Source organism: Acinetobacter sp. LMB-5 (assembly GCF_001541635.1).
Lineage (GTDB): Bacteria > Pseudomonadota > Gammaproteobacteria > Pseudomonadales > Moraxellaceae > Acinetobacter > Acinetobacter pittii.
In genome coordinates, this window is the sequence record NZ_LRDR01000009.1 from 144280 (window position 1) to 163979 (window position 19700).

Consider the following 19700-nt stretch of genomic DNA (forward strand, 5'->3'; position numbering starts at 1 on the left):
AAAACCTTATAAATGACTGATTTAATTTTAAAATTTATATCCAATTTTTAAGCCATAGCTGACTGAGTGGTTATCCTTAAACTCACCTACATAATAGTCACTACCCGCCTGTGCGCCAAGCTGAGCTTTTGCATCGCCTAACCAGTAATACTTCACGCCACCAGAAATAAAGTATTGCGATGTCGGGCTATATTGAGCACCCACGCCCAAGTTGTAATATCCCTTGCTTGGGCCACCCGTTGACACTTTATCACCTGCTCCCGAGTCCCATCCAACCGACACAGAGCCTAACCATTTAGGTGAAAAGCGTTGTCCAACCCCCAAATTTAAAGACCATTGGTCGTCATAATAACGAACCAAATTAAAACCTTCTGGACGGCTTGGCGTTGATAGTCCGCCAACAACTTTTGAGATCTCACCGAAGCGATAAGGTTGCAAAGCAAGATCACTCCAATTTACCCAGCGTAAACTACCAAACAGTAAAGTTCCCTGACGAAGTCCGGTCTGGAACTCCAAATTCACTGAATCAGGAGATTTAAATTTTGTTGTACCTGTATCTTCTTGTTCTGGCAAATTGGCAATAATCTGATTTAAGTAAGCTTTCTTTTGTGGAGTCATCTGACCAATAGAAATCATGTAGTCTAGATGCTGATTAACTAAATCACGACCTTGTTGAGTGCTTAACATCTCAATGAGTGGGGCATTTTCAGTCGCATTTAGTTTGTGAGTAATGGCTGAACGGTAGGTTAATGAGACTTTCACAGCTTTTTCTGGAATCTGGTAGGCAAGCCCTGCTAACCATCCCAAGTCACCTACAGTTTTGGTGTGAAAGTCATAGCCGTTGTAAAGACTAAATACATTACCCCTTAATTCAACCTGACTTTTAAAGGTTTGATAGACCAGCCCCGTATAAAGATTCCAGTTCTTTGTGGGTTGATATCCCAAAATAAAGCTTAAATTTTGTATATCAAATTCTGATTTTGCATTTCCTGTAGGAGCCTGACCAGAAGTAGCATTGGCAAGTCCTGCTGTTGTAATGCCGGGTAACATCACCGTGTCTTTTGGCGTTGCGACAAAGCCATTTAGGCCTGAATATTCTGTGTCGGCACCAAATGGTTGATCGTAAAGCATGCCAAATGAATACTGCGGTGCTAACTGTAGTTTTAATGCTGTGGTAGGTCGATAATCGGTGTTAGCGATATCTGAAATTGAATGATGTGACGGGTTTGTGCCCGACTCTACACCACTTAAATCGGCATCTGTGATTCCTAAACTTGCTTCAAAATAGTTACCCGGTTGTAAAAATGCCGCTACAGACTGCCCTGTTTTATCAAATGCAGCCGCATGTAAGGTGCTTGTGCAAATTGAAGTTATTCCTAAGATCAATATTTTTTTATTCACAACAAAACTCATGGATCCATCCTGGATATTTTTTATTTTGATTCCTCACTTTATGTAGATTTGAATGCTTCTGCTTAGCTCCAAACGCCAATGATTTGACCGTAGATGCCATATTGAAAAGTTATCGTTTGTGTAGCAGCAAACACAACAAAGTTTTTATATTAAAAAGCTCTTACTTTTTAGATTTAAAAAATAATTGCAGACTGTATTGATAAAAAAAGCGTGTAGTGAGAATTACAAAAATTAATCTTGAAAGTTGGAAAGAAACGACGATGGGTACTGCGAGTCCGAGAGCTTTAGCCATCAGTGACATTTCTGCGATGCCTCCGGGTGAAAGGCCTAAAATCAAGATTTGTTTTTCTGTATGACTTAAATTAACCAGTAATAAAGCAACGCTTATTGATAGCACTAAAGCCAGTAAATTGAATATCAGTGTGATTCCAATAAATTTTTTATTCTTTCTTAAAAAGCTAAATGGAAATTTGCTACCTAGTGACCAACCAATACAGACTTGACCAAAGGCAGTAAACCATTCAGGTAATTTCATCTGAAGTATTCCGCAAAATGACAAGAACCCAATAATGGCGAGTGGCCCCAAAATCCAAGCATTCAAAAGATTAAAAAATTGAAAAACCTGACCAACAAACAGAGCTAGACAAAACAGCAATACAACCTGAAAAAAGCTAAATTGATCCAACACTGGTATCTTTAAACCAGTCCATTCGACATGAAAATAAAGCTCCATAAAAATTGGGACCAGCACAACCAGAATTACAATTCTCAGGCTATGAGCGGCAACGACTTTATCGACTTGAGCTTGGTGTCGCTCTGCAATATTCACCATTTCACTGGCGCTACCAATGGCCGAAGAAAACCATGCAGTTGCCCAATCCAAGGCATTAACTCGATATTGCAATCCAGCCAGCAATGTACCCAACACAAGTGACCACGCCAAACCTATGAGGATAAAGCCCCAATATGCTGCCACTGCCTGTACCAAAGCTGGTGAAAAGTATAGGCCTAAAGCCATACCAATAATAACCTGCCCTATGCGTCGCCACTGGGGATCACAGGCAAGTGGATGACCAACACTACCGAACAATAAGGCCGTCAATAGAGGTCCAAGCAACCAAGGCAAGGGAATATGCAAATATTTGGCAATTAAAGCTCCGACCAGAGCAATTGCTAATCCTTTGAGATTTGAGCTTATTTTTTCCATAATTCAGAGCAATAATAGTCAACTAATGCTGACTATTATTGCTGTCCTATTAAGCTTGCTGTTTTTTGATAAACAAGTATTTACGAACGATTGGCAAGATCAATAATAATCCTGACATGATCCAAAGTCCTATACTAATGTTACTGCTCCATAAGACATCAAGTTCCCCTTGAGAAATTGAAAGTGCACGGCGCAGATTCGATTCCATTAATTCGCCAAGTACAAAACCAAGAATCAGTGGTGCTAAGGGAAAATCAAATTTTCTGAGAATATATCCAAATACACCCAAACCCATACATAACAGCAAGTCAAAGATATTGCTATGAATAGCATACACACCAACAAAACTCACGCTTGCGATGATCGGGATCAGAATGTAATTAGGAATACTCAGCATGCGGGCAAAGAAGCCTACCAATGGCAAGTTTAATACCAACAGAATGATATTGCCTACCATAAGCGATGCAATCAGTGACCACACCAGTACTGGTTGCTGAACAAATAACTGTGGACCTGGTGCGATGTTGTACATAAGCAATGCGCCCATCATGACCGCAGTCGTTCCCGAACCTGGCACACCTAATGTCAGCATGGGTACAAATGAACCACAAGCCGCTGCGTTATTCGCACTTTCTGGTGCAGCAAGCCCACGTAAATCACCTTTACCAAACTTGCTACTATCCTTTGCCATCTTCCGTTCAGTGGTATAGGCCATCGCACTTGCAACGGTTGCACCTGCTCCTGGAAGAATACCTAAGAAGAAACCAATCACTGAACTGCGAATAATCGCAACTAACGAGAAAAAGAACTCTTTAAGATTAAAAAGAGAACGCTTTCCTTGTTTTAAAGCAACTTGACCAATTGTCGTACGTTCGAGCATTAATAGGATTTCGCTTACACTAAATAGGCCAATAACCAAAGTAGTAAAAGCAATACCGTCACTTAAACCCACACTGTTAAAGGTAAAGCGATATACACCAGTAATTGCATCCATTCCCACAGTTGAAAGTGCTAAGCCCATGAGTGCCATAATTAAAGTTTTAAAAGGCTGCGTACTGACCAGACCAGTTAAACAAACAATGGCAAAAACCATCAGAGCAAAATATTCAGCGGGACCAAACGCAATTGCCCATTTCGCCAATATAGGAGCAAACAACACAATCCCAATAAAGGCAACCGTACTCCCAACAAAGGAACTAACCGATGACAAAGACAATGCAATTCCTGCCTTTCCTTGCTGTGCCAATGGATAACCATCTAACGTGGTCATAATGGCCCCAGCATCTCCGGGTACGTTTAACAGAATCGCTGAAATACGTCCGCCATATTCACAGCCCAAATAAACCGCTGCCAATAGAATCAAGGCACTATCTACAGGTAAACCCAAGGCATAAGCAAACGGCAATAAAATTGCCACGCCATTAATTGGACCTAAACCCGGTAATAAGCCAACAATCGTTCCAATAAATGCGCCAATCAAAGCAATTAAAAGATTCTGCGGCTGCAAGGCAACCTCAAACCCCATCATTAAAAAACTTAATACATCCATATCGGGTCATCCTTAACCAAAAAATCCAAGTGGTAACGGCACATCCAAGAAACGGTCAAACATATAGTAGGTACTGATGCTAAGTACCAAACCTGTCACCAAAACCGGTATGGTTTTGCCATGGAAAAGTTTGCCCACTGCAATGGTCATTAATAGGGTTGCAACAATAAAGCCGAGCCATTCAAAAACTAATGCGTATAGCGTTAAAGCCACCGCACATAACGCTAACTTAACGATTAAATGTTTTGTCCATCCCAACTCAACGGGTTCAAACATAATGGCTGGTCGAATAGTGAGATACGCTGCACTCGCTGTAATTAAGCCCATTAATAAAATAGGAAAAGCTTTAGGGCCCACTGGGTCGTAGGAAATTGGGGCTTCAAAATTGCTCGCATAAATCAACAAAAATAACCCGCAAACCGTAATAATGGCGGTAAGAATCCGTTCAGATTTCATCATCTATCCTCAGAAAAAAACTGAGCTGAAAAATAGCTTCTCAACCCAGTCGATTTGTTATTGTGATAATTTATATTCTTGCGATAACTGCCGCATTTCCGCGGTCTGTTTATAAACATAAGCTTTGAGTTCTTCACCTGTCATCTGAAATGGGAGTAGATCCTGATTTTCACGGACTGCATCAAATTTCTGGTTAGCCATCATTTTATCGAAGGCATTTTTCCACCAACCATAAGCTTCATCACTGACCTTTGGCCCCATATAGAAACCACGGATCACCGGCCACTCAATGTCATAGCCTTGCTCTTTTGCAGTAGGTAATTTTGAGAACTTCCCATCTAAACGCTTGTTAGCAAAAACTGCCAATACCCGAATATCACCAGACTCTAGGTATGAACTGACTTCACTAATATTGCCGACCCCAACTTGAATATGCTGCCCAAGTAATGAAGTCAGCACTTCCCCACCGCCTTCAAGTGCAACAAATCTTAAATCGGCAGGACTAATACCTGCTTTTTTTGCCAACATTGCTGTTTGCATCCAGTCTTGACCACCCACACTTCCGGCACCACCAAAGCTAAGTGCTTTTGGATTTTCTCTGAGTGCTTTCATCAAGTCATCAAGGTTTTTCAATGGTGAGTCTTTATGTACCGAAACCAGACCATAATCGACGGCGACGCCAGACAACCATTTCACATCTTTTTCAGTGAAGTGTCCGAATTTTCCTTGTGCTAAGTTCAAAAGTGAACCAGTGGAAAATGCAACCACGGCATTATTATTCGCAGGATCACTGTTTACGATTTTGTTATAGGCTACGGCACCTACCCCACCCGGCATATAGGTTACGCGTATTGGATCTTTGAGCTGGTCTGTTTGTTTAAAGCCAGATTGAATCAATTTACAGGTCATATCAAACCCGCCACCCGGCTTGGCTGGGGCTATACATTCCGGGCGTTTTGGCTGACCCGCCTCTTTAGAAGCATTTCCTGAACCACACCCAGCCATTGTCACACTGACGCATGTTAATGCGAGTAAAGTTAAATTTTTCATGTTACATACATCCTTATAACGTTTTGCTCTATTCATATTTTGATTTTTACCAATCTCCATAATCGACCTCCTTGGCACGATCATGCTTATCGGTTTTTAGTTTTGGTCTTATGTTTTGAAATGCGCTTTTCACAGCGAACTTCAGTAATGGAGCGTTACTATAAAAATTACGAATCAATCGACTGAAAAAAATAGCTAAGTAGAGGGAAAGTTAGGGCAATCACCAGATCTATAATGAGAATTAAAACCTTTGCAAAATATCTAAAAATGCTTCGGTTAAATAATACTGATGAATAACAACAAAATAGTAAAAACGTAATCTATTGAGTTGTCTTTTGCATATCCATGCTATGGGTAACGTTAATATTCAAATAAATAAACCTATTTACCCAATCTTCTCTTCTGATCAAATGAGCTAAATACTCATATATTTTTCCAATAGTTATTGAATCAGTTACTCTTCTTCATAATTTGAAAATCCATCATATTTTCTAATGCATCATGCATTTAATGTGCTCCTTTTTTCATTTGAAAAGATTAAAGCACAGATCAAGAAAACATCGTGATACCAATAAATTAAAGGGGGCATTAGTAAAATTAAATAGGTTAAAATTCTAAGAATAGGGAATGTGAAAGACTGAAAATCTAGCGGTAAATTTATCGTAATAATAAATAAAAGTTAGAGAATAAATTTTAATATTAAAGTTGAAAAAGATCGTTTTATTATTTTTAGAATATCAAATTAAAGATCTTTTTTATGGATTGCTGTTAATATTAAAGCGCATGATAGATTTCCCAATCCTTCATATCTGTACAAATTAAATCAAGGATGATGAGCGAACACATTTATTATGGAAATCAAACAAATAAAGTATTTTTTGACTGTGGTTGAAGCAGGTAGTATTGGTAAAGCTGCCCAAAAACTTGATGTGGGTGCTTCTGCTATTAGCCAGCAAATTAGTAAATTAGAACAAGAGCTAAGCATTCGCCTATTACAGCGTAATGCCTTTGGTGTAACCCCTACTCCAGCAGGTCTCGCCTTTTTAAAACATTCTCAACTTATTTTACGTCAAGTAAACTTCGCGGTAGATGCTGCTCATTCTGCACGACTTTCAGGTCATGTCAGCCTTGGCTTTCCACCGACTATTACGGCTTTGATTGGCATCCCTTTAATGAAACTAATGTCTGAACGTTACCCAGACATTCGTTTAGAGATTGTGGAAACGCTATCGGGCAATCTAATTCAGTCTATTAACTCGCGTCAGCTCGATATCGCGATTATTTTTACCAATGAAATTGATAAACAGTGGTCAATACAGCCTTTGGTACGCGAGCAAATGTATTTAATGGCACGCAAGGAAGTGCTAGAAGAATATGGCCTTGCCGAATGCATCAAAAGTGGCGTTATTCAGTCTCAACAAATTGGAGACCTTCCTTTAGTACTACCACGTCAGCGCCATAGCTTAAGAAAGTTGCTTGAGCACAAGATTGGTCAGCTTAATGTCGTCTATGAAATTGATGGCCTACACTTACTCATGGACAGTCTAATTCACCTCGACCTTGCCAGCGTCCGCCCAGGTAGCGCTTGTCTGCAAGAGTACAAACATAAGCTTCAATTACTCAAGTTAGTAGACCCTGAAGTTGAACGAATCAATTACTTGGTAAGCCTTGCCGAAGAAGAATTATCACCTGCTGCACTTGCCGCAAAGTCAGCCATTAAGGCTTGCGTGAAAGATTTGATTCAAAACCAAATTTGGCCATGTTCTGAAATTATTTTATAAAGAGTCATTAATTTTATTAAATACCTAATTAATTTTGCCCTCTCACTCCCTCCTGCTTTTTGAGATTACATTTTCGTCCGAATGATAAGTGGTTTTCTGCTTATCGAAATACAGATGTGTAGTTTGAACTGGAAACAAGGCATCACATTTTCTGCAAAGGACCTCGCTAAATCTCATCTCTAACCTATTTGCTCTTTAGATTTATTGATTGAATCAATTTAGGTCCAGCCTCGAAAATCGTGAATGTTTCCATTTTGTCAGGCCAAGGAGGTCTCCAATGGATGTCGTGAATAACCGTAGGTCTACTTTTAAAAAAATATTAAATGTAACGAGTGGCAACTTTTTAGAGCAGTACGACTTTTTTCTTTTTGGTTTCTATGCCACTTATATCGCGGCAAAATTTTTCCACTCTGAAAATGAATATGTCTCTTTAATGATGACATTTACCGTGTTTGCTGCGGGCTTTCTTATGCGTCCTCTCGGCGCTATTTTCTTGGGAGCTTATGTCGACAGAGTTGGTCGACGTAAAGGTCTTATTGTTACTTTAAGTCTTATGGCCATCGGAACCATCTTAATTACCTTTGTACCGGGTTACGAAACCATAGGTATTATTGCGCCGATTTTGGTGGTGATTGGACGTCTATTACAAGGCTTCTCGGCAGGTGTTGAATCTGGCGGTGTTTCTATTTATCTAGCAGAGATTGCAACGGATAAAAATCGTGGATTTATCACAAGCTGGCAGTCTGGCAGCCAACAAGTTGCTGTTGTGTTTGCCGCATTACTTGGCTACTGGCTCAACACCATCTTAACTACTGCTCAAGTGGGTGAATGGGGCTGGCGTATTCCGTTCTTAATTGGTTGTTTGATTATTCCGTTAATCTTCTTGTTCCGTCGTACTTTAGAGGAAACTGAAGACTTTAAATCGCAAAAGACTCATCCTTCAACAAAAGAAATTTTTAGCACACTGGCGAGCAACTGGCGCATCGTCCTTGCAGGCATGATGATGAGTGCAATGACGACGACCACTTTCTACTTTATTACGGTTTACACCACAGTGTATGCAAAACGTACTTTAGAAATGTCAGTAACAGATAGCCTTTTAGCAACGGTGTTTGTTGGTTTGTCTAATTTCTTCTGGTTACCAATGGGTGGTTTGCTTTCAGACAAAATTGGCCGCCGTCCAGTTCTAGTCGGCATTACCACACTTGCTCTCTTTACAAGTTATCCGGTTTTAAGTTGGTTAGTGAGCAACATTAGCTTCTCAAACCTTCTAATTACGCTTGCTTACTTCTCGTTCTTCTTTGGTATGTACAACGGAACCATGGTCGCAACCCTTGCAGAAGTGATGCCGAAACGTGTGCGTACAGTTGGTTTCTCTTTAGCATTCAGCCTTGCAGCCGCTATTTTTGGTGGTATGACACCAATGGCTTGTACCTTCCTTGTCGAAAACACAGGCAACCCAAGCACCCCTGCTTTCTGGCTCATGCTTGCTGCGGTCTGTAGCCTTATCTCAAGCTTGTATCTATGCCGTGGTTCTAAACAGAAAAATACTGACGCGATTGCTGAACCTGCAAAAATTAGCGCTTAAAACAACAACTATTTAACCTGAAATTTTAATGAACAGTACGGCAGATCTTACGTCTCCGTACTGTGTTCTCCTGTCATTAAAGCGAGATATTATGAAAAAGTCCCCTATCTTCATGACCATTTGCCTAGCTGGTGCTGGCTTAGGCTCAACTCTTGCTAACGCAGATACAATCGAAGTGATTAGCTCAGGCGGTTTTTATTCATCTATGGAAAAACTCATTCCATTATTCGAAAAACAAACAGGCCATACTGTGCATCTCTCGTCTGGTTCATCAATGGGTGCATCACCAACTGCAATTCCAAATCGACTCGATCGTGGTGAACGTTTTGACGTGGTGGTCTTGGCTGCTCCTGAACTGAGCAAGCTCGCAGAAAAGGGTTATGTAGACCCCAATTCACAAAGTGCTTTAGTGAATTCAAGCATTGGTATGGCTGTGCCTAAAGGTGCGCCAAAGCCAGACATTAGTTCTGCAGAAAAGTTTGAAAAAGTTTTATTAAATGCCAAGCACATCGGCTATTCAGCAAGTGCGAGCGGTACGCATCTTGAAAAAGATGTTTTCCCAAGCTTCCCGCCTGTCGAGTACAAAGTAATTTCAAGTAAGGCAGAAAAAGTAGTTGGTGACCGCGTTGCAAAACGTATCGCCGAAGGCCAGTTTGATATTGGTTTCCAGCAAATTAGTGAAATCAAACCTTTTACTGGCAAATATGGTCAAGTTGAATTAGTCGGTCCAATCCCTGCACCTTATCAAAAAGTGACGGTATTTTCGGCAGGCATTGGTAAAAACTCGGAACATGCAAAAGTCGCAAAAGAGTTAATTAAATTTGTGAAATCGTCACAAGCAACACAAATTATTGAAGAACAGGGTCTTGAGCAGGTTAAAGAATAAAAGCTCTAAAAGGCAACATCTTGAGGTGATGTTGCCTTTACTCTATTGCCAGTTTACTCAAAGCAATAGAGTAAAAACTATAGCGACAAACCAGTGTAGAATTAATCCATAAAGGTTAATGTAGTATTTGCCGTGGAACTCAAACAATTAAAGTATTTTATTGCAGTGATCGAGTCAGGAAGCTTGGGTAAAGCTGCAAAAAATCTCGATATTGGAACTTCTGCCTTAAGCCAGCAAATCTCAAAATTAGAAAGCGAGCTTTCTATTCGCCTTTTACAACGTACCGCTTTGGGTACGGTTCCCACCCCTGCGGGTTTAGCTTTTTTTCAACAAGTGCAACTGGCTCTTAGACACCTAGACCATGCCGTAGACTCTGCACACTCTTCACGTTTAAGTGGTCACGTCACCGTAGGTTTTTCGCCAAGTGTTGCGGCTGTTATTGGCACACACTTTTTAAAACTCATGAGAAACCGTTACCCCGACATTAAAGTCCGTTTAATTGAAGGGTTATCGGGTGACCTCAAAGCCTTAGTGAATGCAAGGCAGCTCGATGTTGCCATCATCTTTAGTGATGATGTTGACCCACAGTGGGCCATACAGCCCTTAGTCAAAGAACAGATGTTTTTAATCTCGCCTAAAGAAGTGCTGAGTCAGTACGACCTTGAAAGCTGTATCGACACTCAAGCCATTACTCATTCGCAGCTTAAAGAACTTCCTCTGATTTTACCAAGTCAACGACATGGACTGCGTTTATTGCTCGAACAGAAAATTCATCAGCTTAAAGTGGCTTATGAAATTGATGGACTGCACTTATTAATGGAAAGCATCAGCCAACTCGAAATGGCAACCATCCAACCTGCGGGCGCATCGTTAAACTCACGGCAAGACCTATGTTTACTGCGCATTGTAGAACCTGCTATCGAACGCATTAACTATTTAATTAGTCTTTCTGAAGAAGAACTCTCGCCTGCCACCTTAGCCACGAAGGTGGTGATTCGTGCCTGTGTAGCAAACTTGATTAATGAAAAGCGCTGGCCCGGTGCGGAACTCATAAACACTTAAGCCATTAGTGTTTATTTTTACTAAACACCCATTCAAGCCTAGCCTCTCACTTCACCTTTCCTTTTAAAGCTACATTAGCCCTAGCTGAGAAAGGGAGAAATCCATGCATGATGTGATTGTAATTGGTGGTGGGAATGCCGCACTGTGTGCCGCGCTCACGGCAAAAGAAAGTGGTGCTTCTGTGCTGGTAATAGAAGCAGCGCCCAAAGAGTGGCGTGGTGGTAACTCACAACACACTCGTAACCTTCGCTGCATGCATGATGCTCCTCAAGATGTATTGGTCGATGCCTACCCCGAAGAAGAATATTGGCAAGATCTACTTAAAGTGACTGGGGGCAAAACCAATGAACATTTAGCTCGTCTAGTGATTCGTAGCACGGCGACTTGCCGCGACTGGATGCGTAAACATGGTGTTAATTTTCAGCCGCCGCTATCGGGTGCTTTGCATGTTGCACGTACCAATGCATTTTTTATGGGCGGAGGTAAAGCTCTCATTAATGCGTACTACCGTAGTGCCCAAGAACTTGGTATCGAAATTTTATACAACACAAAAATTAAAGATCTAAAGTTAAATCAAGGACATTTTGAAGCTGCAATTGCTGAAGATGGACGTGTATTTAAAGCAAAAAGCTGTGTCTTGGCCGCAGGTGGTTTTGAGTCAAATTTAGAATGGTTAAGAGAAGCATGGGGACAAAATGAAAACGGCGAATGGCCTGCCGATAATTTCATTATTCGCGGAACCCGCTTTAATCAAGGCAACTTACTCAAATTTATGATAGATCAAGGCGCCGATATTATTGGTGATCCATCACAATCGCATTGCGTCGCTGTAGATGCAAGAGCACCGTTATATGACGGCGGCATCTGCACCCGTATTGACTGCGTTTCACTGGGAATTGTGGTCAATAACAAAGCCGAACGTTTTTACGATGAAGGCGAAGACTTCTGGCCAAAACGTTATGCGATTTGGGGCCGCCTTGTTGCCAAACAACCGCAGCAAATTGCCTATTCGATTATTGATTCAAAAGCCATTGGCCGCTTTATGCCACCTGTGTTTGCAGGTGTAAAAGCAAATAGCATTCAAGAGTTAGCCGAAAAAATCGGGCTGGATGCCAAAACCTTATGCCATACCGTAAAAGAATTTAATCAAGCCTGTGTGCAAGGCACCTTTAACCATACCGTTTTAGATGACTGCACCACCGAAAATATTGTTCCCAACAAAACCCACTGGGCCGTTCCTCTCGACCAGCCACCTTTCTATGCCTATGCCCTTAAACCCGGCATTACCTTTACCTATTTAGGTTTAAAAGTCGAAGATGATGCGGCTGTGCGTTTTAACAATAAACCAAGCCGCAACCTATTTGTCGCAGGTGAAATGATGGCAGGCAACGTACTTGGTCAGGGTTATACCGCAGGCGTTGGCATGTCGATTGGCACGACCTTTGGACGCATTGCCGGAAAAAATGCCGCCCACTATGCACTTTCACAAGGAGTTGAACATGAATGCTAATAGCAAAGCCCTAATTCCAGTTGTTCAGCTCTCTGACCATGAGCAAGAAGTTCAAAGAGCCCTACAGATTTGTAATGCTTGTCGCTACTGTGAGTCTTTTTGCGCTGTTTTTGCAGCCATGACCAAACGCCTTGAGTTTAATCAAGCCGATATTCATTACCTCGCAAACCTGTGCCATAACTGTGGTGCTTGTTTACACGCTTGCCAGTATGCCCCACCTCATGAGTTTGGCGTAAACATTCCAAAAGCGATGGCACAAGTACGTTTAGAAACTTACCAAGAGTTTGCGACCCCTCAGCCTTTAGGTCGACTTTATAAATCTGTGGGTATTCCTTTTGTCTCGGTGTTAACACTTATTTTCTTTTTTTGCATGTTAGCTGTGGTGTGGTACAAAGGTACCGACCTGTTTGCAGGCTATCAAGGTAATTTCTATGCGATTTTCCCGCATAACTTTTTAGCACTATTGTTTGGAGCGACCTTTACAGTTGCGATTGTTTTACTCGGTATTGGAATTAGCAAATTCTGGCGACAAACCTCTAAAGTCATTCATGGCAAAGTTGAGAAACCCGATCTGGTTCAAGCCACTCAAAATGTATTAACGCTTAAATATTTAGATGGTGGTCATGGTAAAGGCTGTAATGAGCAAGATGACCGTTACACACAAATCCGCCGTGTGTTCCATCACCTGACGTTTTATGGCTTTATGCTCTGCTTTGCAGCTACAGGTGTAGCGACTTTATATCACTATTTTCTTGACCTACATGCACCTTATCCTTACCTAAGCTTGCCTGTCATTTTAGGAACTTTGGGTGGAATCGGCTTAGTTGTCGGACCCTCTGGCTTGCTCTATTTAAATCTTAAACGCCATCCGTTGCATGGTGACCGTGAGCAAAAACCTGTAGATCGAGGCTTTATCTTCCTTCTGCTTATCGTTAGCGCTTCAGGGTTAGCACTCATGGCATTTCGTAATACCCCTTACATGGCACTTTTACTGATTTTCCATTTAGCCACTGTCATGACATTCTTTATTACCATGCCATTTGGAAAGTTCGCACACGGTTTTTACCGCAGTGCTTCTTTACTCAAATTTGCCATCGAAGAACGTATTTCCAAGAAATCATAATTTCATTCAAAAGTATTCACTATCTTGGCGTAGTGAATACTTTCATTATTTTAAGCTCAAAACACTTCATGCCATCCCTACTTTTTACTGTTTAAAATTCCCAAGCCATACATTGGCCACTTGGTACTCGCTTTAATATTATTAATGAGCATCGCCACTAAAACTAAAGACACTGCACCAACCAAAACAGGAAAAATTAAGAAACTCCACTCGTAATGTATGCTGCTTGCGGTGAGCAAAATAACCAAAGGATTAGCTCCAGCAGGTGGATGAACACATTTAAAAACCTGCATGAGCGCAATGGCACAGCCCACGGAAAAAGCAATTGTAAAAATGGAAACGCCGACAAATTTTAGAAAAAACAAACCTACAAAAGCCGAAATAAGATGTCCAAATATAATATTTCTCGGCTGTGCCAAAGGTGATTGCGACACGGTATAAAGTAAGACACAAGTTGCACCAAACGGCGCCATGATAAAGATATTATGTGTGAGCTTACTCAACCACAGAAGTATAAAAATACTGAGCGCCCCCCAACAAGGCTTCTTAAAATATCAATTTTAGCGGGCGATGGAGCCAGTTTTTCTTTGCCATAAAAGATCGAGAACATGGTTTTTTCCTCAAACAAAAATTTGCTTTTTAAAAAGCATATAGATAAAATTTGAAATAGTACAGATCTGTACTATTTTATTTTTTGGAAAAGACACATGTCAAAATCTGCCTTAAAAATATTAGATACAGCCGAGAAATTATTTAATGAAAATAGTTTTGTTGGGGTTGGCGTTGACCTGATTCGTGATGAATCTGGCTGCTCTAAAACCACCATGTACACGTACTATAAAAATAAAAATCAACTGGTTAAGTCTGTGCTCGTTGCACGTGATGAGAGATTCAAGCAAAGCCTTTTGGGCTATGTAGGAGATGCAACAGGGTTAGAGGCCATCAATAAAATTCTGGATTGGCACACCAACTGGTTTAGGCAAGATTTTTTTAAAGGATGTTTATTTGTAAGAGCAGTTGCTGAATCTAACCAAGATGATCAAGACATTATTTCTATTTCTAAAGCCCATAAACAATGGATTAAAGTATTGATTGCACAAAACTGCAATATACCCAATGGTGAAGCTTTATCTGAGCTGATCTATACGGTGATTGAAGGACTCATTAGCCGCTTTTTAGTCGATGGTTTCGATGAAACACTTGCGACAAACATGAAAAACTCTATTAATCAATTATTTAATATTCATAAACATTAGCATGAGAACTTAAAATGGAAGTGGACCATATTTTTATTTGTGTACAATCAGGCGCTCCCGAAGCTGAAACTTTAAAAAAATTCGGTCTAACAGAAGGTTCATCCAACAAGCACCCGGGTCAAGGTACCGAAAACAGACGCTTTTTCTTTAAAAACAGTTTTATTGAGTTAATCTTTTTAAATAATCCAGAAGAAGCCTCAAGTGATCTCATCAAACCTACTCTGCTTTTTGAGCGACTAAGTACTCAAAATAATATCGCGTCCCCTTTTGGTATTTGTTTTCGCCCTAAAAATAAAGATGATAATGGCGCAAAATTTCCTAATTGGGTTTACAAGCCAAGCTATTTACCAGCCAACTTAGAAGTAAATGTTGCCAAAAATTCTGTGGTATCTGAACCGATGTGGTTCTTCCTTTCATTTGCTTCACGACCAGACCTTGCTGCAAAAGAAAAACAACAACCACTTGTTCATAGCAAAGATTTATCAGAAATCACCTCAATTAAGGTTTCTATTCCAAACCTTGAAAAGCACCCTACTTCATTGCTGTTCAATTCGCTTGATGATTTTGAAGTGACTAATGGATCGGAGCATTTAATGGAAATTAGTTTTGATCATGAACCTCAAGGAATGATTCATGATTTTAGACCAGAGCTGCCACTTATTTTTAAATATTAAGGCTCTTATTTTCCAATAAAAAAACTGTGATTTATTGCAAATCACAGTTTTCATTAAAATTGAATAACATTAAAAGCGGCAATAGCTTAAGCAATTTTCCCATCAATAACGCCTTTCTCTTTTAACGTAGCCAACTCCTCTGCTGTTTTAAATCTCGATAAGATTTGGGCGGTATGTTCACCCAACTCTGGCGGTGCATGATGATATTCAACTGGAGTATCAGACAACTTGATTGGTGAGCCAATGGTTTGGAAGTTTTCATTTAAACGATGAGGAATATTCACCACCAAATTGCGATGTACGATTTGTGGTTCAGCTAAAGCATCTTCAATAGAGTTGATAACACCTACGGGTACTTTTAAGGCATGAATCATGTCGACCCACTCTTTGGCAGTTTTCTGCAAAAAGTGCTTCGACAATAAAGGAATTAGTTCATCTCGATATTTGACGCGGTCTTGGTTACGGACAAACTTTTCATTTTCGAGTAACTCTGGATAATCAATTGCAATACATAAATCTTTAAACTGCTTGTCATTACCACAAGCAATAATAAATTCTTTATCTTTAGCCTTAAAAGTTTGATACGGCACAATACTCGGGTGTTGATTACCCATGCGCTGCGGGGCTTTACCTGAAGCTAAATAGTTCATTCCCTGATTTGCCAGTGCCGCGACCTGCACATCAAGCAAGGACATATCAATATACTGACCGCGTCCCGTGTGTGAGCGTGCAATCAAGGCCGCTTGAATGGCAATGGTTGAATACAACCCAGTTTGAATATCGACCACAGCCACACCAACCTTTTGTGCACCACCACCTGCCACATCATCAGGCTCGCCAGTAATGCTCATTAAGCCAGACATACCCTGAATAATAAAATCATAACCGGGTTCTTCTGCACGTGGACCATCTTGCCCAAAACCGGTAATCGAGCAATACACAATATTTGGGTTCAGCTCACTTAAGGAAGCATAGTCCAAACCATATTTAGCCAAAGACCCTGTCTTATAATTTTCAATGACCACGTCAGCAGTCTTGGCAATTTCATAAATTAAGGCCTGACCTTCGGGTGTGGTAATGTCCACTGCAACTGAATATTTATTACGATTGGTACACTGAAAATAGCCAGATTCACGGGTCATGTTTCCATCTTGATCGGGCATCCATGGTGGCCCCCACATACGGGTGTCATCACCGACTCGAGGACGTTCAATTTTAATGACTTCCGCGCCAAGGTCTGCCAATATTTGCCCACACCAAGGCCCTGCAAGTACACGACTTAAATCTAAAACCCGAATTCCTTGTAATGCACCCATAACGATACCCTTATCTTTTTAGAAGGTACTCAACGCACCTTCTTGTCATTGTTTATGATTGTTTTTGCGGATCGTACTGACGATCTTTAATAAATAATCCTGGCAATACACCCGCAACAAAATACGCAGCACCCATCACAATAAAGGCCATCGCAAAAGTTCCACCCGATGCCAAGAAACCAATGGTGGCTGGTGCAATCGCTGCCCCGACACGACCAATGTTATAAGCACCGCCAATGGCTGTTCCGCGCACATCCGTTGAAAAACTTTCAGCCATATAAGTCGCATTCACACCGTATGGAATGCCATATAAAAAGCCAAAAGTGATTAATAAATACAAAATATTGTCAGGGGTATTGAAGAAAATAATGATTGGCAAAAACACGGCGCTGGCTATTGTTCCAAACACAAAAACAGCACGGCGGTTAAATTTGTCTGCAAGATAACCCGCTAAAATTTTGCCTAAAATCATTGCAGTATATGAACCCACCATATAACTGGTTAAGTTTTTAAAGTTCATATGCACTTCTGTTTCCAAATAACTTGGCATCCAGTTGTTAATACCGTAATAACCAAACTGTAAGAAGAATGCTGTGGTCATCCACAACAAAAACATTTTACGGTGCTTAAAGTTATTAAAAATTTGCTTATAGATACTGCCACTTTTAGGCTTTTCAGCCACAACTATTTCTTTAGGGTGTCTGTTGCCTTGCAAGCTTTCAATTTTAGTGAGCTGCCAAGATTTTGGCTCTGGCACAAATCGTTGTAGGAAAATATTAACAAAAGCAGGTACTACGGTCAGGAAGAACAAAACACGCCAGCCATGATCTGGAATAATTGCGCCAGCTAATAACGTCGCAGCAATATAACCTACGGTCTGACCCGTCTGTAATGTGCCCAATACCGTTGTACGGTACGTGGTTGGCACATATTCAGCCATTAAGGTATTACATGCCATATAAAGTGCTCCAATTCCTAAAGCACCAATAAAACGTAAAGCCATAAATTGCTCGAAGCTTTGCGTAAAACCTAATAAACAGGTCGCTACAGAAAAGAAAGTCACCGAGTTAGCAATGGTCCGTACGCGACCAAACTTGTCACATGCCCAACCACCTAAAATACCGCCAATACCCATACCCGCCAAAGAAGCACTACCTAAGGCACCTGCCTGAAAGGTACTTAAACCAAACTCTGCCTTTAAACTAGTCAAGCTATAAGACAACAGCATAATATCTATGCCATCGACTACCATCGCAAAATAGGCAAATAACAACGCCCATTTCCATGTATGAGGTCCAATCCTTTCGTATGTTCCAAGGTTGCTTGGAAATGTATTTCTTAATTCTTTCGATATTACTTGAACGTCATTGTTCATCTTTAGTTCCTCATTTTCCCAAATGAGTCATCGGTAGCCTACTTATGTTTTCTGTATGACTTAATCTTCTATATTTTTCATCATCTTATATTTAGTTTTAAGTACACAGAGGAACATCTTCACATGAGTATCCTTACGATGAATCTTGTCATTTTCCATAAATTTTTGCGTAAAAATCTCTAAAGGTGCTCCCGAAAGAACACCTCTATCTTTAAAAATGAGTGAGTTAGTTACTAAATGCCGCGATACCTGTTTGGGCACGACCTAAAATAAGAGCATGAACATCATGTGTACCCTCGTAGGTATTCACAACTTCAAGATTGACCAAATGACGTGCCACACCAAACTCATCACTAATACCGTTTCCACCCATCATGTCACGCGCCATGCGAGCAATATCAAGTGCTTTCCCACAGTTGTTACGCTTAATTAGAGATGTACCTTCAACTGATGCAATACCTTCATCTTTCATACGGCCAAAACGTAGAGCCACTTGCAAACCTAATGCAATTTCAGTTTGCATATCTGCCAGTTTCTTTTGAATCAACTGATTTGCAGCCAACGGACGACCAAATTGTTTGCGGTCCATGGTGTATTGATGTGCAGTATGCCAGCAGAACTCGGCAGCCCCCATTGCACCCCATGCAATGCCATAACGGGCGCTATTTAGACAGGTAAATGGGCCTTTTAAGCCTCGAATTTCAGGGAATGCATTTTCTTCAGGTACAAAAACGTTATCCATCACAATTTCACCCGTAATGGATGCACGTAAACCGACCTTGCCATGAATGGCAGGCGCAGATAAACCTTCCCAGCCCTTTTCCAAAATAAAGCCTCGGATATCACCGACATTACCTTCAGCAGAAACTTCTTTTGCCCAGACCACAAATACATCGGCAATTGGACTGTTGGTAATCCACATTTTTGCGCCGCTTAAACGGTAACCACCGTCAACTTTTTTAGCACGGGTAATCATACTACCCGGGTCTGAACCATGATCAGGCTCGGTCAAACCAAAACAACCAATGTATTCACCAGTAGCTAGTTTAGGTAAATACTTCTGCTTTTGCTCTTCGGTACCAAATTCATGAATTGGAACCATGACCAATGAGCTTTGCACACTCGCCATAGAGCGGTAGCCCGAATCGACATATTCAATTTCACGCGCAACCAAGCCATAACTCACATAGTTCAAACCCGCACCGCCATATTGCTCAGGAATGGTTGGCCCTAATAAACCAAGCTCTCCCATTTCACGGAAAATAGATGGGTCTGTTTTTTCATGACGGAATTGTTCAAGTACACGTGGTTGCAAGCGCTCTTGGCAATAGGCATGAGCCGCATCACGAATCATGCGCTCATCTTCGGTAAGCTGTTGTTCAATTAAAAATGGGTCTTGCCAGTTAAATTGAACTTTTGCTTTTTTTGTTGTCACCATGTGATTCATCGCATCC

16 protein-coding genes and 1 pseudogene are annotated in these 19700 nt (G+C 40.9%); 8 read left to right on the top strand and 9 right to left on the bottom strand.

The genetic code is table 11. The features are described from left to right. Nucleotides 1–27: 27 nt before the first annotated feature. From AW165_RS14095 to AW165_RS14115, 5 genes are all read right to left on the bottom strand, one after another. Nucleotides 28–1413, bottom strand: a complete 1386-nt coding sequence (locus AW165_RS14095; RefSeq protein WP_060466174.1) for an outer membrane protein transport protein — start codon at nt 1411–1413, stop codon at nt 28–30. Nucleotides 1414–1573: 160 nt separating this feature from the next. Further along, on the bottom strand, nt 1574–2620 hold the full coding sequence (locus tag AW165_RS14100; protein WP_060466175.1) for an AbrB family transcriptional regulator: 1047 nt from the start codon (nt 2618–2620) through the stop codon (nt 1574–1576). Between the two features lie 49 nt (nt 2621–2669). Then, complete coding sequence (locus tag AW165_RS14105) at nt 2670–4169, bottom strand: tripartite tricarboxylate transporter permease (RefSeq protein ID WP_060466176.1); 1500 nt, start codon at nt 4167–4169, stop codon at nt 2670–2672. Nucleotides 4170–4181: 12 nt separating this feature from the next. Next, nucleotides 4182–4628 (bottom strand): tripartite tricarboxylate transporter TctB family protein, encoded by a 447-nt coding sequence (locus AW165_RS14110; RefSeq protein ID WP_014208457.1) that lies wholly within the window; start codon nt 4626–4628, stop codon nt 4182–4184. A gap of 54 nt (nt 4629–4682) precedes the next feature. Further along, on the bottom strand, nt 4683–5735 hold the full coding sequence (locus tag AW165_RS14115; RefSeq protein WP_060466177.1) for a Bug family tripartite tricarboxylate transporter substrate binding protein: 1053 nt from the start codon (nt 5733–5735) through the stop codon (nt 4683–4685). Between the two features lie 791 nt (nt 5736–6526). Between AW165_RS14115 and AW165_RS14120 the strand changes: the two genes are divergently transcribed. From AW165_RS14120 to tcuB, 6 genes are all read left to right on the top strand, one after another. After that, entirely contained in the window at nt 6527–7456 is a 930-nt protein-coding gene (locus tag AW165_RS14120) for a LysR family transcriptional regulator (protein WP_005803313.1), read from the top strand. Nucleotides 7457–7733: 277 nt separating this feature from the next. After that, entirely contained in the window at nt 7734–9044 is a 1311-nt protein-coding gene (locus AW165_RS14125; protein ID WP_019767947.1) for an MFS transporter, read from the top strand. A 91-nt stretch (nt 9045–9135) separates the two neighbouring features. Further along, nucleotides 9136–9930 carry a substrate-binding domain-containing protein gene (locus tag AW165_RS14130; RefSeq protein ID WP_060466178.1) on the top strand — a complete coding sequence of 265 codons (795 nt, stop codon included), beginning with the start codon at nt 9136–9138 and terminating at the stop codon, nt 9928–9930. 132 nt (nt 9931–10062) lie between these two features. Then, entirely contained in the window at nt 10063–10992 is a 930-nt protein-coding gene (locus AW165_RS14135) for a LysR family transcriptional regulator (RefSeq protein WP_060466179.1), read from the top strand. A 103-nt stretch (nt 10993–11095) separates the two neighbouring features. Further along, complete coding sequence (tcuA, locus tag AW165_RS14140) at nt 11096–12502, top strand: FAD-dependent tricarballylate dehydrogenase TcuA (protein WP_060466180.1); 1407 nt, start codon at nt 11096–11098, stop codon at nt 12500–12502. After that, entirely contained in the window at nt 12492–13625 is a 1134-nt protein-coding gene (tcuB, locus tag AW165_RS14145) for a tricarballylate utilization 4Fe-4S protein TcuB (RefSeq protein WP_060466181.1), read from the top strand. The genes tcuA and tcuB overlap by 11 nt, the downstream gene beginning before the upstream one ends. 77 nt (nt 13626–13702) lie before the next feature. Here tcuB and AW165_RS14150 read toward each other — a convergent pair. Then, a pseudogene (locus tag AW165_RS14150) lies at nt 13703–14235 on the bottom strand (HPP family protein). Nucleotides 14236–14332: 97 nt separating this feature from the next. Between AW165_RS14150 and AW165_RS14155 the strand changes: the two are divergent. Next, a complete protein-coding gene (locus AW165_RS14155) occupies nt 14333–14881 on the top strand; it encodes a TetR/AcrR family transcriptional regulator (protein ID WP_032042435.1) in 549 nt (182 codons plus the stop codon). Between the two features lie 14 nt (nt 14882–14895). Then, a complete protein-coding gene (locus AW165_RS14160; RefSeq protein ID WP_060466182.1) occupies nt 14896–15555 on the top strand; it encodes a VOC family protein in 660 nt (219 codons plus the stop codon). Between the two features lie 86 nt (nt 15556–15641). Here AW165_RS14160 and AW165_RS14165 read toward each other — a convergent pair whose 3' ends face one another. The 3 genes from AW165_RS14165 to AW165_RS14175 all read right to left on the bottom strand — a co-directional run bounded on the left by AW165_RS14165 (nt 15642) and on the right by AW165_RS14175 (nt 19693). Beyond that, the gene (locus tag AW165_RS14165) at nt 15642–16871 is read right to left on the bottom strand and encodes a CaiB/BaiF CoA transferase family protein (RefSeq protein ID WP_060466183.1); all 1230 of its coding nucleotides are present in this window, start codon (nt 16869–16871) and stop codon (nt 15642–15644) included. A 52-nt stretch (nt 16872–16923) separates the two neighbouring features. Then, nucleotides 16924–18246 (bottom strand): MFS transporter, encoded by a 1323-nt coding sequence (locus tag AW165_RS14170; RefSeq protein WP_060466184.1) that lies wholly within the window; start codon nt 18244–18246, stop codon nt 16924–16926. A gap of 226 nt (nt 18247–18472) precedes the next feature. Then, on the bottom strand, nt 18473–19693 hold the full coding sequence (locus tag AW165_RS14175; protein WP_009390606.1) for an acyl-CoA dehydrogenase: 1221 nt from the start codon (nt 19691–19693) through the stop codon (nt 18473–18475). Nucleotides 19694–19700: the final 7 nt, after the last annotated feature.